This window comes from Mesorhizobium sanjuanii, assembly GCF_002529485.1.
GTDB lineage: Bacteria > Pseudomonadota > Alphaproteobacteria > Rhizobiales > Rhizobiaceae > Mesorhizobium > Mesorhizobium sanjuanii.
On record NZ_NWQG01000022.1, the window covers coordinates 94,162 to 106,625 of the forward strand.

General features: G+C 61.4%; 12 protein-coding genes and 5 pseudogenes. 7 read left to right on the forward strand and 10 right to left on the reverse strand.

What is annotated here, in order from left to right; translation table 11 throughout:
* Positions 1 to 38: 38 nt before the first annotated feature.
* The 3 genes from pldA to pldH are packed head-to-tail and all read left to right on the forward strand — an operon-like array spanning position 39 to position 2,836.
* The gene (gene pldA, locus CN311_RS04950) at positions 39 to 845 is read left to right on the forward strand and encodes a 4-pyridoxolactonase (RefSeq protein ID WP_097572264.1); all 807 of its coding nucleotides are present in this window, start codon (positions 39 to 41) and stop codon (positions 843 to 845) included.
* A gap of 27 nt (positions 846 to 872) precedes the next feature.
* The gene (ppaT, locus tag CN311_RS04955) at positions 873 to 2,051 is read left to right on the forward strand and encodes a pyridoxamine--pyruvate transaminase (protein WP_097572265.1); all 1,179 of its coding nucleotides are present in this window, start codon (positions 873 to 875) and stop codon (positions 2,049 to 2,051) included.
* 38 nt (positions 2,052 to 2,089) lie between these two features.
* Complete coding sequence (gene pldH / locus CN311_RS04960) at positions 2,090 to 2,836, forward strand: pyridoxal 4-dehydrogenase, SDR-type (RefSeq protein WP_097572266.1); 747 nt, start codon at positions 2,090 to 2,092, stop codon at positions 2,834 to 2,836.
* A gap of 141 nt (positions 2,837 to 2,977) precedes the next feature.
* Here pldH and CN311_RS04965 read toward each other — a convergent pair.
* The 3 pseudogenes from CN311_RS04965 to CN311_RS04975 all read right to left on the reverse strand — a co-directional run.
* Positions 2,978 to 3,151, reverse strand: a pseudogene (locus CN311_RS04965) (GntR family transcriptional regulator); the annotation flags it as partial.
* 82 nt (positions 3,152 to 3,233) lie between these two features.
* Positions 3,234 to 3,459: pseudogene (locus tag CN311_RS33285) on the reverse strand (hypothetical protein); the annotation flags it as partial.
* Positions 3,455 to 3,586: pseudogene (locus CN311_RS04975) on the reverse strand (TetR/AcrR family transcriptional regulator); the annotation flags it as partial. The pseudogenes CN311_RS04975 and CN311_RS33285, both read right to left, overlap by 5 nt.
* On the opposite strand from CN311_RS04975, the pseudogene CN311_RS04980 reads away from it, so the two are divergent.
* Positions 3,586 to 3,943, forward strand: a pseudogene (locus CN311_RS04980) (antibiotic biosynthesis monooxygenase family protein); the annotation flags it as partial. The pseudogenes CN311_RS04975 and CN311_RS04980 sit on opposite strands and share 1 nt — an antisense overlap.
* A gap of 210 nt (positions 3,944 to 4,153) precedes the next feature.
* Here CN311_RS04980 and CN311_RS04985 read toward each other — a convergent pair.
* Positions 4,154 to 5,059 carry a LysR family transcriptional regulator gene (locus CN311_RS04985; RefSeq protein WP_097572267.1) on the reverse strand — a complete coding sequence of 302 codons (906 nt, stop codon included), beginning with the start codon at positions 5,057 to 5,059 and terminating at the stop codon, positions 4,154 to 4,156.
* Positions 5,060 to 5,234: 175 nt separating this feature from the next.
* Here CN311_RS04985 and CN311_RS04990 point away from each other — a divergent pair, with 175 nt between their 5' ends.
* From CN311_RS04990 to CN311_RS05000, 3 genes are read left to right on the forward strand one after another with little or no spacing between them, the layout of a single operon-like run.
* Complete coding sequence (locus tag CN311_RS04990) at positions 5,235 to 6,227, forward strand: MBL fold metallo-hydrolase (RefSeq protein WP_097572297.1); 993 nt, start codon at positions 5,235 to 5,237, stop codon at positions 6,225 to 6,227.
* A 31-nt stretch (positions 6,228 to 6,258) separates the two neighbouring features.
* Positions 6,259 to 7,341 carry an aldo/keto reductase gene (locus CN311_RS04995; RefSeq protein WP_097572268.1) on the forward strand — a complete coding sequence of 361 codons (1,083 nt, stop codon included), beginning with the start codon at positions 6,259 to 6,261 and terminating at the stop codon, positions 7,339 to 7,341.
* A gap of 51 nt (positions 7,342 to 7,392) precedes the next feature.
* On the forward strand, positions 7,393 to 7,977 hold the full coding sequence (locus CN311_RS05000) for a dioxygenase family protein (RefSeq protein ID WP_097572269.1): 585 nt from the start codon (positions 7,393 to 7,395) through the stop codon (positions 7,975 to 7,977).
* Between the two features lie 103 nt (positions 7,978 to 8,080).
* Here the strand turns inward: CN311_RS05000 and CN311_RS05005 are convergent.
* The 6 genes and pseudogenes from CN311_RS05005 to CN311_RS05030 form a co-directional block, all read right to left on the reverse strand.
* Positions 8,081 to 8,372 (reverse strand): annotated as a pseudogene (locus CN311_RS05005) (SDR family NAD(P)-dependent oxidoreductase); the annotation flags it as partial.
* A 25-nt stretch (positions 8,373 to 8,397) separates the two neighbouring features.
* Positions 8,398 to 9,009, reverse strand: coding sequence for a class I SAM-dependent methyltransferase (locus CN311_RS05010; protein ID WP_097572270.1), 612 nt, complete (start codon positions 9,007 to 9,009; stop codon positions 8,398 to 8,400).
* The gene (locus CN311_RS05015; protein WP_097572271.1) at positions 9,003 to 9,644 is read right to left on the reverse strand and encodes a DedA family protein; all 642 of its coding nucleotides are present in this window, start codon (positions 9,642 to 9,644) and stop codon (positions 9,003 to 9,005) included. The genes CN311_RS05010 and CN311_RS05015 overlap by 7 nt, the downstream gene beginning before the upstream one ends.
* A gap of 3 nt (positions 9,645 to 9,647) precedes the next feature.
* A complete protein-coding gene (locus CN311_RS05020; protein ID WP_097572272.1) occupies positions 9,648 to 10,628 on the reverse strand; it encodes an SDR family oxidoreductase in 981 nt (326 codons plus the stop codon).
* Between the two features lie 21 nt (positions 10,629 to 10,649).
* Entirely contained in the window at positions 10,650 to 11,018 is a 369-nt protein-coding gene (locus CN311_RS05025) for a DUF1330 domain-containing protein (protein ID WP_097572273.1), read from the reverse strand.
* Positions 11,019 to 11,078: 60 nt separating this feature from the next.
* On the reverse strand, positions 11,079 to 12,392 hold the full coding sequence (locus tag CN311_RS05030) for an MFS transporter (RefSeq protein WP_097572274.1): 1,314 nt from the start codon (positions 12,390 to 12,392) through the stop codon (positions 11,079 to 11,081).
* Positions 12,393 to 12,464 lie beyond the last annotated feature (72 nt).

The following is a 12,464-nucleotide window of genomic DNA, read 5'->3' on the forward strand; positions in this document are numbered from 1 at the left end:
ATGCGCGGAAGGGATCCGCGCCAAAACAGGAGGCAAAGATGTCGGACACCAAGGTCTACCTGCTCGATGGCGGCTCGCTCGTTCTCGATGGCTATCATGTGTTCTGGAATCGCGGCCCTGGCGGCGAAGTGCGCTTTCCGGTCTATTCGATCCTGATCGAGCATGCCGAGGGCCGCTTCCTCATCGATACCGGCTATGACTACGATCACGTCATGAAGGTGCTGCCCTTCGAGAAGCCGATCCAGGAAAAGCACCAGACCATTCCCGGCGCGCTTGCGCTGCTCGGGCTCGAGCCCAAGGACATCGACGTCGTCGTCAATTCGCATTTCCATTTCGACCATTGCGGCGGCAACAAGTATTTTCCACACGCCAAGAAGATCTGCCATCGTTCGGAAGTGCCGCAGGCCTGCAATCCGCAGCCTTTCGAACATCTGGGCTATTCGGATCTGAGCTTCTCGGCGGAGGCGGCGGAAGCGCGTGGCGCGACCGCGCAATTGCTGGAAGGCACGACGCGCGCCAACTCGACCTTCGAGGGCATCGAGGGCGACGTCGATCTCGCCAAGGGCGTAAAGCTGATCTCGACGCCCGGCCATTCGATCGGCCACTACAGCTTGCTGGTCGAGTTCCCCCGGCGCAAGCCGATCATGTTCACCATCGACGCCGCCTACACCCAGAAGAGCCTTGAAACGCTGTGCCAGGCGGCTTTTCACATCGACCCGGTGGCGGGCGTCAATTCGATGCGCAAAGTGAAGAAGCTGGCCGAGGACCATGGCGCCGAGTTGATGTATTCGCACGACATGGAAAACTTCAAGACCTACAGGACCGGCACGCAATTCTACGGCTGATCCCTCGCCAATCCGGAGAACAAGACCATGCGTTATCCCGACCACGCCGATCCTGTCATCACACTCACCGCGGGGCCGGTGAACGCCTATGCCGAAGTGCTGCGCGGCCTCGCCCGCACCGTGCTTTACGACTACGATCCGGCGTTCCAGCTCTTCTACGAGAAGGTGGTCGACAAGGCGCAGAAGGCGATGCGGCTGTTGAACAAGCCGGTCATCCTGCATGGCGAGCCGGTGCTCGGTCTCGAGGCGGCGGCGGCGTCGCTGATCACGTCCGACGACGTCGTGCTCAACCTTGCCTCGGGTGTGTACGGGAAAGGCTTTGGCTACTGGGCAAAACGCTATTCGCCGCATCTGCTGGAGATCGAAGTGCCCTACAACGAGGCGATCGATCCACAGGCGGTCGCCGACATGCTCAAGGCACATCCCGAAATCACCATCGTCTCCGTCTGCCATCACGACACGCCGTCGGGCACGATCAACCCGATCGACGCCATCGGCGCCCTTGTTTCGGCGCATGGCGGCTATCTCATCGTCGATGCCGTCTCCTCCTTTGGCGGCATGAGGACGCATCCCGAGGATTGCAAGGCCGATATCTATGTCACCGGCCCCAACAAATGCCTGGGTGCCCCTCCCGGCCTCACCATGATGGGCGTCAGCGAGCGAGCCTGGGTCAAGATGAAGGCAAACGGGGCAGCGCCACGCGCGTCGATGCTCAGCATCGTCGACTGGGAAGATGCCTGGTCGAGAGACAAGCCATTTCCGTTCACGCCGTCGGTTTCGGAGATCAACGGGCTCGATGCCGCGCTCGACCTCTATCTCAATGAGGGGCCGGAGGCGGTATGGGCGCGCCACGCGCTCACCGCCAAGGCCATGCGCGCGGGCGTCACCGCGATGGGCCTGTCGATCTGGGCCGCCAGCGACAGAATCGCATCGCCAACCACGACCGCCGTTCGCACCCCCGAAGGTGTCGACGAGAAGGCGCTTCGCCAGGCCGCGCGCGCCCGCTACGGCGTGGTGTTTTCGTCGGGCCGTGGCGAAACATTGGGGAAGCTGACGCGCATTGGCCATATGGGACCGACCGCCCAGCCGATCTATGCGATCGCGGCGCTGACGGCACTTGGCGGCGCCATGAACGCGGCCGGCCAGAAACTGGCGATCGGCAAAGGCATCGAGGCGGCGCTGGCCGTTATCGACGCCGACGCCTGAACAGACATCATCGGATCAAGGATCGAGGGAGCATTTTCATGACTGAACGACTTGCGGGAAAGACGGCCCTGGTTACTGGCGCAGCGCAGGGTATCGGCAAGGCGATCGCGGCGCGGCTTGCCGTCGACGGGGCGACCGTCATCGTCAGCGACATCAACGCCGAAGGCGCCAAGGCGGCGGCCGCGGCGATAGGCGGAAAGGCGAGGGCGATCGCCGCCGACATTGCCGATCCGGCATCCGTCAAAGCACTCTTCGCTGAAATCCAGGCCCTGACCGGGGGCATCGATATCCTGGTCAACAATGCCAGCATCGTGCCGTTCGTCGCCTGGGACGACGTCGATCTCGACCATTGGCGCAAGATCATCGACGTCAACCTGACAGGGACCTTCATTGTCACCCGCGCCGGCACGGACCAGATGCGTGCGGCGGGCAAGGCAGGGCGGGTGATCAGCATCGCCTCCAACACCTTCTTTGCCGGCACGCCGAACATGGCCGCCTATGTCGCGGCTAAGGGCGGCGTCATTGGCTTCACCCGGGCGCTGGCCACGGAGCTTGGCAAATACAACATCACGGCGAATGCGGTGACGCCCGGCCTGATCGAGAGCGATGGCGTCAAGGCGAGCCCGCACAACGAGGCGTTCGGCTTCGTCGAGATGCTGCAGGCAATGAAGGGCAAGGGCCAGCCCGAACACATCGCCGATGTCGTGTCGTTCCTGGCGAGCGAGGACGCCCGCTGGATCACCGGCCAGACACTGAATGTCGACGCCGGGATGGTCAGGCACTAGGGCCAATCGCGCTTTAAGTTTTTGTTTTATGCATGTCGTTGTCTCAAAACCGTTGCGCACTTTTGAGCGACACGCTCCAGCATTGCTGGATCGGATCAGAAGCGTGTTGGCTTGAGTGCGCGGGAGATAATTGTGGTCCCGCTACTCGACCCGCGTTAGGTAACCGGCGGTCACACTCGGGCCTGGAATGATCGAGACGATTTTTATCTGGGCAATCATGCGTTTCATCGCGGCGTCGAGATGTGTTTCCAGCATCGCGGCTGCGGCTGTCACCGCACCACGGATGAGAAGTTCCACAATCAGACGCTTAGTTGTCGACATACATAGTTTCAGCTTTGGCAGCGGTATCGATCGATGTTCCGGACCCGATAGCATATCGTCGGATGGCACCGTCGCATCACCTATCAAATGTTGTCCCGACTGCTGCCGGATCTGCGATGGAGAGAAGCGTCGACCGCATCCAGGCGGGAGCTTGGACTGCGGTAGATGCGAGCGTCTTTTTATCGTTGGGAGAAAGATGAGGCCGCGATCTGTGCAAGCTCGGCCGCGCGCGCCGGCCCAATATGACGAAGCGCCTGGACGACGGTCCCGGCCAAGCTGCCCGGAGCAATCAAATGCTTATCCGCCCGCGTGGTCGTTGCCACCGTGCGCGGCGATGAACATGGCGACGGCCGACCGGCAATAGGATTCGATTTCGTTCTCGTCCTCTGCTCTCGCCTCATCGAAGCGTGCGATAAGCAGGAGATCGGTTCAAGCCGCTAGACGATAAATTCCCGCTTGAGCGCCAACTCGGCACCGGCCGCGCCGGTCGTGCTCATCAACCTCTTCACGCTCGATTCCGCCGACGAAGCGGGCTTCCTAGACGCCTTTACGGCGGCTGCCAAAATCCTGAAGAAGCAGCCGGGGTTCATCTCCACCCAACTGCACCGAGCGATCGGCGATAGCCCGACCTACCTGAACTATGTGGTGTGGGAATCCACCGAGGCGGTCCGCGCCGCCTTCACTGATCCCGAGTTCCTCGCGAAACCTCCAGCATATCCTTCATCCGTCGTGGCCAGCCCGCACCTGTTCCAGAAGGTCGCCGTCCCCGGCTTCTGCACGGCCTGACTCCGAAAACATGGCAAGGCGCGATGGCGGGTATGTTCGCCCAGCAGTCGACGCTGGTTTGAGAGCACAGATTGGAGATGAGCATGGCCGTCGAAACCAGCTAGCAGCTTAAACCCTGCATTGGCGAATCTATGCACGATGCTTGACACAAAATATGGTCACTGACCGAAGTTGCGCGCGTCTCACCCGACCGGCGCGGATGGGGCGCCGTCACGTTCGGGTCTGCCAGTCGTAGCGCTTAACGTAGTCGAGAAACGCACGCATGGAAGCGCTCGGGAGGCGACGGCTCGGATAGTACAGAAACCAGTGCGGCAAGGTCGAGCTCCAATCGGAGAGCAGCTCCACGAGTCCGCCATTCAGGATATAGGGCTTGGCATAGTCATCGAAAACATGGGCTATTCCTCTGCCGGCCAGAGCCGCCTGCAGCTCATTGTGCGCAGAACTGACCGTCAAGCGGCCCGTGGGAGTGACTTCGATATCTTCGCTTCCCTCGGCAAACCGCCAGGTGACGAGGGTGCCACCAGGGAAACGACGTCTTATACAGTCGTGACCAACGAGTTCGTGTGGCGTCTGCGGCTGCCCGCACCTATTAATGTAGTCCGGTGAAGCGACGATTGCATAGCGAAGCGCCGGGCCAAGCGGCAGCGCGATCATGTCCTGCGCCAGTTGCTTGCCGAATCTGACGCCGGCATCGAAGCCCTGTTCCACGATGTCGATAACCGCCGCATCGCTGATGATTTCGATGCTCACCTCGCGATAGGCATCCATGAACTCGAATGCCAACGGGCAAAGAAAATGATCGACCGCCGGCGCCGGGGCGTTGATTCTGAGCGTTCCGGATGGAGTGTCCCTCAACTCGTCGACTTCCGCGATCGCTAGCCTGATGTCGCTCAATGCGGGCGCCAACCGTTCAAGGAGGCGTTTCCCGGCTTCCGTGGGAGACACGCTTCTCGTCGTGCGATTGAGGAGCCGGATGCCGAGGGTCTCTTCGAGCGCGTTCATCGTTTGGCTCAGGGCCGATGAAGACACGCCGCGCTCGAGCGCCGCCGCGCGGAAGCCACCGCAGCGGACGATAGAGACGAACACGTCAAAGCTGTCCAGGCGAACAGGGCTCATTGGGAAGTAATTCTAACCAAGCTGATCATGGTTGCGCATCTTATCGGATCAATTATCCCATGTCATGGTAGGTGCAAAGTTAACTATCGCGCCCTGTCTGCTTCCTTTCGCCGGTCATTTCCGGCCCCGTACAATTGAAAGAAGCGGGAGCGTGCCCACGAAGAAGGGAAAACCGATGAATGCCTTCGCTCTCAATAGACGCGCTATCATGCTGTCCGCTGTCGCAGGCGCATCAAGTATGCTCATCCCAAGCCTGAGCGGCTCCGGCAACGCCAATGCCCAGGCCGCGTCCTTGTTGAGTGGCAACGCCGGTCACTACCGCATTCGAGTCGGCGAGATCAGCGCGACCGTCTTGAGCGACGGCGTTATTGGCGGCCCTCCTCGTGTCTATGCCAGCGACGCGCCCGAAGCGGAGCTTGAGGAGGTGCTGCGGCGAGCATTCCTTCCGACCGACCATATGACGCTCAACCTGAATACGCTTCTGATTGAAACCGGCGGACGGCGGATTCTTATCGAGGCTGGCGCCGGCAAGACGATGGGGCCGAACGGCGGCCACATCTTTGAAAACCTGGCAGCGATCGGCCTCGGTCCCGCTGACATTGACGCGATCGTCATTTCGCATACCCATCCCGATCATGTCGGCAATCTCCGTACAGAGGACGGCAGCAAGGCCTTCCCCCGCGCGACGGTCTTCGTTCCGAAGGCGGACTGGGACTTCTTCGTCCGCACCGATCCGGATCTTTCCTACATGCCCGTGCCGGAGGAGTTTCGTGTGCGCTTCGCCGCCGCGATCAAGAATAGCCTCGAGCCGGTCATGAACGATGTCGAGTTCTATGAAGCCGGCGCCGAGATTGTGCCGGGCCTCACGACCCTCGTCGCATCCGGTCACACGCCGGGCATGGCGACCTTTCTCGTCCACTCTGGGGCCGACCAACTGCTGCTGACGGCCGACCTTGCCTATCACCCGGTCGTCAACGTCGACAATCCCTGGCTTCCGGGCCCTGACCGCGACAAGGAGACGGCGCTCGCGTCGCGCCGGCGCATCTTCGACTGGGCGGCAACCGACCGCATCCCGGTGCTCGGCTTCCACTTCCCGTTCCCCGGCCTCGGCCGGATGCTGAAGACCGATGGCGGCTACGCCTGGGTTCCCGCCAACTGGCAGTTTTGAATTCAACAAATAATCGAACAGGAAACCTCTCGTGGACCAGTCAAAGATCAATCGTCGCGGTTTTCTCGGAACGGTGGGTGCTGCGGCAACCGGGCTGGCGCTTGCCGCCCAGACCGCTGCCACGGCGCAGGCCCAGGACACGACCTCCGCAGCCTCGGGCTCCAATCCCGAGGTGCTGACCCGTACTCTGCCCCGCACCGGTGAACGGGTGACCACGCTGGGCCTCGGTACCTTCCTCACCTTCGACCTGAGGCCCGGCGATCGTCGCGACGCTCTTCGTCAGGTCTTCGAACGCTATGTTGCCGCAGGCGGTCGCGTGGTCGACACCTCACCGCTCTATGGCTCGGCCGAGGTCAGCGTCGGCCAGTTCATGGGCGAGTTCGAAGGCTCGGACGGGATGTTTCTCGCCAACAAGGTCTGGGCCACGGGCGAATATCTCGGCGACGAAACCCATGCCGAGGAAAGCTTTCGGCAGTCGCGCATGCGCACATGGCGCGACACGATCAACCTCTTGCAATGCCACAGCATGACCAATGCGCCTGTCATCATCCCGCTGATGAAGGCGTGGAAGCAGGAAGGCCTGATCCGCCATGTCGGCGTGACCCATCACGAGTCGGCGGCGCAGGACCAGTTGCTGGCGATCGTCGAACGCGACGACGTCGACTTCATCCAGACGAACTATTCGATCTTCAATCGCGATGCCGAACGCCGCCTGCTTCCGGCAGCCGCAGACAAGGGCGTCGGCGTGTTGATCAATCTGCCTCTCGAAAAGGCCCGCCTGATGAAGGTGGTCGAGGGACAGCCGCTTCCCGCTTTCGCCGAAGAATTCGGCGCGACGAGCTGGGCCCAGTTCTTCCTGAAATGGGTCATGGCGCATCCCGCCGTCACCAGCGTGCTATGCGGCACGTCGAACCCCGACCACATGAGCGACAATATCCAGGCGATGACCGGACCGCTTCCCGACGAGCGCATGCGCGCCCGCATGGTCGCACACATGGAAACCATCCCCAGCTTCGGCTCCATCGGCGCCATGCCGTGGTATCCCGGCAAGGAGAATTTGTATTCCGGTCTGATCCGGGAGGCGCAGGCCAACGCCGTGCGGCGACTGCAATGACCGATCACGTCCATCCGAGGTACCCGTGAATTCAAGACCTGGAGACTGATCTTGCCCTCAAGCCGAAGATCCCTATTGATCGCATTTCTAACACTGCCTCTGATCCACGCCGCCAGGACCAAGGCATTCGCGCAAGCCGGCCCTGAACTTCCTCTGACCCTGGAATGTCGCGACGGAGACGACCTCACTCTGGAGCGGGAAGCTGGTCCGTTCTTCAAGCCGAACTCGCCGCGCAATCGAGAACTCCATTCGGACGCTCTCGACGGCAAAGCGATAACGGTCGCCGGGTTTGTCTTCGACAATCGCTGCCGGCCGCTCGCCGGAAGCCTCGTCGAGATCTGGCATGCGGACGAAAACGGCGATTACGACAGCATCGGTTTTCGCCTGCGCGGGCACCAGTTCACCGACGTGCAGGGGCGCTGGTGGTTCAACACCATCGTGCCCGCGCTTTATCCTGGCCGAACGCGTCATTTCCATTTCAAGGTCCAGCGCCCAGGTGGACGCGTCCTCACCACCCAGCTCTATTTTCCCGGAGAGCCCGGAAATGTCGGAGATCGGCTCTTTCACGAGACACTCCTCCTCGACATGAAGCAAACCGGCGACGGACGGTTCGGACGGTTCGATTTCGTAGTTTGAAGGAACCAAGTCCGTTTGATCGGAAGCAAGTGCGCCAGTTGCGAAGTGCAAGCCGCATGACTGCAGCTCACCCGGCGACTGGCCGGTGGTGGCGGGGTTTAGCTCAGGCGTTGAAGCCGGCGTCCGCCCTGATGACCGCACCCGTAATCAGACTTGCAGCGGGGCCAGCAAGGAACGCGACAGCGCTGGCGACTTCACGGGGCTCGCCAAAATCGACCCAGCGACGTGAGGCTCCGCTGATAATCAGCGCTCTCGCCATTGGCAGGGTTCATCTCCGTGTCGGTTGATCCCGGCAGAACGAGATTCACAGTAATACCTTGAGGGCCGAGTTCGCGTGAAAGGCCTCGTGTGTACGACAGAAGTGCCGACTTCGACATGGCGACAAGGCCTGATCCTCAAGGCAGCGACGGGGTTATCGCGTCAGGGACTGCCCGCGGTCGTGGCACGTACCCGCAGAATCTTGCGACGCTGAATGCGGTAGACGGCAGCCGGAGGCACGTTTGCGAAGGTACCGCCCAAATAGGTGGCCTTGAGGCCCAACCGGTCGAGCAACGGACGCGATACCGGACAGCGCGGGCCATACGTGAACTGATAGAACGCACCGTTGGCGCGAACATGCGCGAAGGCGCCTTCCAAGATCGAATAGACCGTTCGCGGCGCCATCGACAAAAGCGGCAGGCCGCTGATGACAGCCCCTGCCGGGGTGTCATCGAAAAGCTCAACATGGCGCAATCGCGCCGCATCCATGCACAATGTCTTCGCACGAGGGAAATCGGCATTCAGCTTTGCGGCAAACTCCTTACCGAATTCGATGAGCGCGAGGTTCTCCTCGGCAACCCCCCGCGCCAACAGCGCGCGCGTGAATACCCCCGTTCCGGGACCGAGTTCGAGGATTGGTCCGGTTTCCGCAGAAACCTCCGATACGATCAAAGCCGCCAGCGCCCGTCCGGATGGCGTCACGGCCGCAACCCTGAGCGGTTCGGATAGCCAGGCGCGGAAGAACTGGAGGGTCTCCGACGACCTGTTCAGCATGCTTGATCCTCCGAGGAGGTCCGGCGCCACCTGGTTCGCCCAAGCAGTCGCCAGATCAGCACGGACAAACTCTCGACGCCAAGAACGATGAACAGGAGCTTGATCGCCGCGGCTGATGCATTGAGGTCGGGGATCGAGTGTGCGGCTGTGTAGCCCGCGGTCAGGAATAGGCCGTTCCACAGGGCGATGCCCAGAAGAGTGCCGGTCGCAAAGCGCCACGCATTCAAGCGAACAAGCGCAGCCGCCAGCGGCGCGACGAAGCGGACTGTCGGGATGATCTGCGCAATCAGGGACAGGCTCCGGTCATGCGCTCGAAAGGAGATGAGCATCCTGTCAAGGCGCGTCGATGGCAGACCCAGGAGCCGCCCGGTTCCATACAAGAGTTTCCCGGATACATCCTGCCCGACAGCACGGACGACGAGGAACATTGCCAGACTGGCGAACAAGCTTCCGCAGGTCGTCATGATGAAAGCGGACGGGAGCGACCAACTGTCTTCGACCGCAGCCATGCCGATCGCAACCAAAATACCATGGGAGGGCAAGGCCGGTATGAAACGTTCCGCCAGCCCTGCAGCGAACAAACCAAGTAGTCCGTAGAGAGCAATCCAGTCGACGAGGCTCCCGAGCGGGTCCATCCCTCAGCCCTCCGCGACAAGGTTGGACCCACACGGATGGGTGTGGAGAGGTGTTGCCGCCGCGGCTATGAAATCAACGTTCGCCAGATTTTCCGAGACATCCCAGAGCCGGCGGGCGACGTGCAATTCCAGTGCGGCAGCGGGAGTCTCCGCCTCGCTTGGATGGCCGCGTGTCTCCGAAAGCCTGTCGGGGCCGTAGTACCTTCCCCCGCGAGCATCCGGTGACGTCGCCGCGAACAATGTGGGAAGGGCTCCCTGCGCCGCCGGCTGGAACAGAAACCACAGGATCGAACGCAAAAGTCCCTGGGCACTGTATCGCCCCGGGGCGTTGTGCAGAAGGTCGGTTCGCGAAATTCCGGGATGAGCGGCAATACTCGTCAGGCCCCAGCCCGCTTCGTCGCTGCGGCGCTGAAGCTCGAGCGCTAACATCAGGCAGGCGAGCTTGGATTGGGCGTAGACGGGCATCGGCAGATAGGCCTTTTCGGCCTGAAGATCATCGAAATTGATAGCTGCATTCCGGCGCACGGCGATACTAGACAGCGTGATCACACGAGGATCCTGTCCACGCCTGAGCAAAGGCAACAGATGCGCAGTCAGCGCGAAGTGGCCGAGATAGTTGGTCCCGAACTGCAATTCGAACCCATCCGTCGTCGTCTCGCGCTGCGGCGGCGTCATGACGGCTGCATTGTTGATCAGAGTGTCGACCCGCTCCCGGCTCTCGCGCAATCGCTGTCCGAATGCGGCGACAGAGGCCAGATCTGCAAGATCGACGGGCTCGAAGCTCACGCGCGCATGTCCCACCGACTGTCTGATGCGGGCGACGGCATCGCTTCCCTTGCGAGGGTTTCGCCCGGCGATAATGACGTCGCCGCCTGCGCGCGCAAGCGCAAGTGCATCATAAAAGCCGAGGCCACCGGTGCCCGTGACGACGATTGTCCTGCCGTTCTGGGACGGCATGTCCTGGGTGGTCCAATTCTTTCGCATCCGGAAATTCTCTCGCGGCCTTTAGGAGGAAGCTGTCTGGAGAGGCTGCAAGACGGCTTCAGCCAGTGCCGCCTCGCGCAACGGTGCCGCCTTGTCCCGGTAGTCGGCATCCATCGCCAAATCGGCGAATGCCCGGCGGTTGGGGTAACGGACGAGGGCCACCGCGTCCCAGGCTTGTCCGGGTTCCGCCGAAAGGGCCGGGAGGCCATTGCCCACATAGACGATCTCCGCCCCGAAGCGGGCGACGATCGGCGTGGCGATGGCGAGGTACTCCATGTATCGTTCCCTGCCGCCGTCCTCTCGGAACCGCAGGAGATTCAACATCACGACGGCTTGTCCATCGTCTTCATCCAGGAAGTTTTCGAGTGCATTTTCAATGAGGGTAAGCATGCCAACCTCGGATCTGGGAAAATGGAAGGAGTCGGCCTGAGTGCGGCGGTCCCTCGGCGGCTATTTTCGAAGGAAATCTGCGACCCTTTGGTTTGCGACCAGAAAGGCGAGACCGGCCAAGGCGCTGCCGAGCGGTACGATCAACAATCCGAGCCCCAAGCCGTTAGCAATGTTCGCCTCGGTTGCGGTGTCGCTGATGATGCCGACAAGGATTGGTCCGAGTGCCGGACCCACGAGGCCGGTGCCGATCATCACAAGACTGGACGCCTGCGCCTGCCGGCCAGGACCGGCAACCAGATGCGCGGCGCCGAACCCCCAGGGCAACATGAAGGAGAAGGACAGCATGGAGGGAACGAGAAGTGCGATCGACATCCACCCTGTGGGCATGAACAGCGCGGCCGTCGTCGTCAGACTGGCAAGCAGCAGGAGAATTGCCGGCGGCCCAAGAACTCTGCCCGTGCCGGACCGTGCCGCGCTGTCGAACCAGCGGCCGCCACCCAGCGTACCGAGGATGCCCATGAGCCCTTGGAGAAGCCCGAAGGCGAGGCCCACTTCGCTGGCGGTGTAGCCGTAGGAGCGGATGAGAAACGGTGCGATGAATGCATAGAACGGTGCGGCAGCGAAGCCGATGAAAATGGCGCCGACGAACATCCAGCGAAACGCCGGGGTGGCGAGCAGATTGAGGGCGGTACGCAAGAAGGGCTCATTGTCGCTCGCCGGACGTCTGGAGGGCGGAGTCGGACCGGCGACAAGGATCGTCACGAGCCCGATCACGATACCGATCGACCCAGCGCCGATCAACGCTGTACGCCAACCCAAGGTATCTGCGATTGCGCCGCCGGCGGCAAAACCGGCCATCGTGCCGAGCGGGATTCCCATGGCGAATAATCCGATCACGAATCCGCGCTGTTCGGGCCGGATCTTTCTCGCGATCAGCGCATGCCCGGCGGGAACCGCGCCGGCCTCGCCGAAAGCGACGCCAAATCGGGTCAGGGCCAAAAACAGGAAGCTTGCTGCAAAACCGCCGAGTGCAGTCATCACGCTCCAGATCAGGATGCAGGAAACGAGCACAAATCTTGGTGATCCACGATCGGCGGCGCGCGCAAGTGGCAGTGATAGAAGCGCATAACAGACGGCGAATGCCAGGCCGGTGAGCAGGCCCATCTGTGTATCGCTCAAGTTTAAATCGGCTTTGATGGATTCGGCCAGGATGAAGGGGAGAATTCTATCAATCTGCGAGAACGCGTTGATTAGAATAAGAGTGATGCACATAGACGCAACGCGCCAACCTTCAACATATGAATTGCTGGTATTTTCAGCGTGATATGGTCGCGTGATCGTTAATACGGTTGACTGCGCTGACGTTTCTGTCATTCCTGAGCGGCTCCTCGCTTGTTGGCATAATCAAGCTAAATGGAGCGCCCAATGATCAGAATGCCCGAACCT

Bases quoted from the DNA above. Each gene is read 5' to 3' on its own strand.
- CN311_RS05010 (WP_097572270.1), bottom strand. From the start codon at position 9,009: ATGCTGAACAGGTCGTCGGAGACCCTCCAGTTCTTCCGCGCCTGGCTA.
- ppaT (WP_097572265.1), top strand. From the start codon at position 873: ATGCGTTATCCCGACCACGCCGATCCTGTCATCACACTCACCGCGGGG.
- CN311_RS04985 (WP_097572267.1), bottom strand. From the start codon at position 5,059: ATGAGCCCTGTTCGCCTGGACAGCTTTGACGTGTTCGTCTCTATCGTC.
- CN311_RS05025 (WP_097572273.1), bottom strand. From the start codon at position 11,018: ATGCTTACCCTCATTGAAAATGCACTCGAAAACTTCCTGGATGAAGAC.
- CN311_RS05020 (WP_097572272.1), bottom strand. From the start codon at position 10,628: ATGCGAAAGAATTGGACCACCCAGGACATGCCGTCCCAGAACGGCAGG.
- CN311_RS05015 (WP_097572271.1), bottom strand. From the start codon at position 9,644: ATGGACCCGCTCGGGAGCCTCGTCGACTGGATTGCTCTCTACGGACTA.
- pldH (WP_097572266.1), top strand. From the start codon at position 2,090: ATGACTGAACGACTTGCGGGAAAGACGGCCCTGGTTACTGGCGCAGCG.
- pldA (WP_097572264.1), top strand. From the start codon at position 39: ATGTCGGACACCAAGGTCTACCTGCTCGATGGCGGCTCGCTCGTTCTC.
- CN311_RS04990 (WP_097572297.1), top strand. From the start codon at position 5,235: ATGAATGCCTTCGCTCTCAATAGACGCGCTATCATGCTGTCCGCTGTC.
- CN311_RS05030 (WP_097572274.1), bottom strand. From the start codon at position 12,392: ATGACAGAAACGTCAGCGCAGTCAACCGTATTAACGATCACGCGACCA.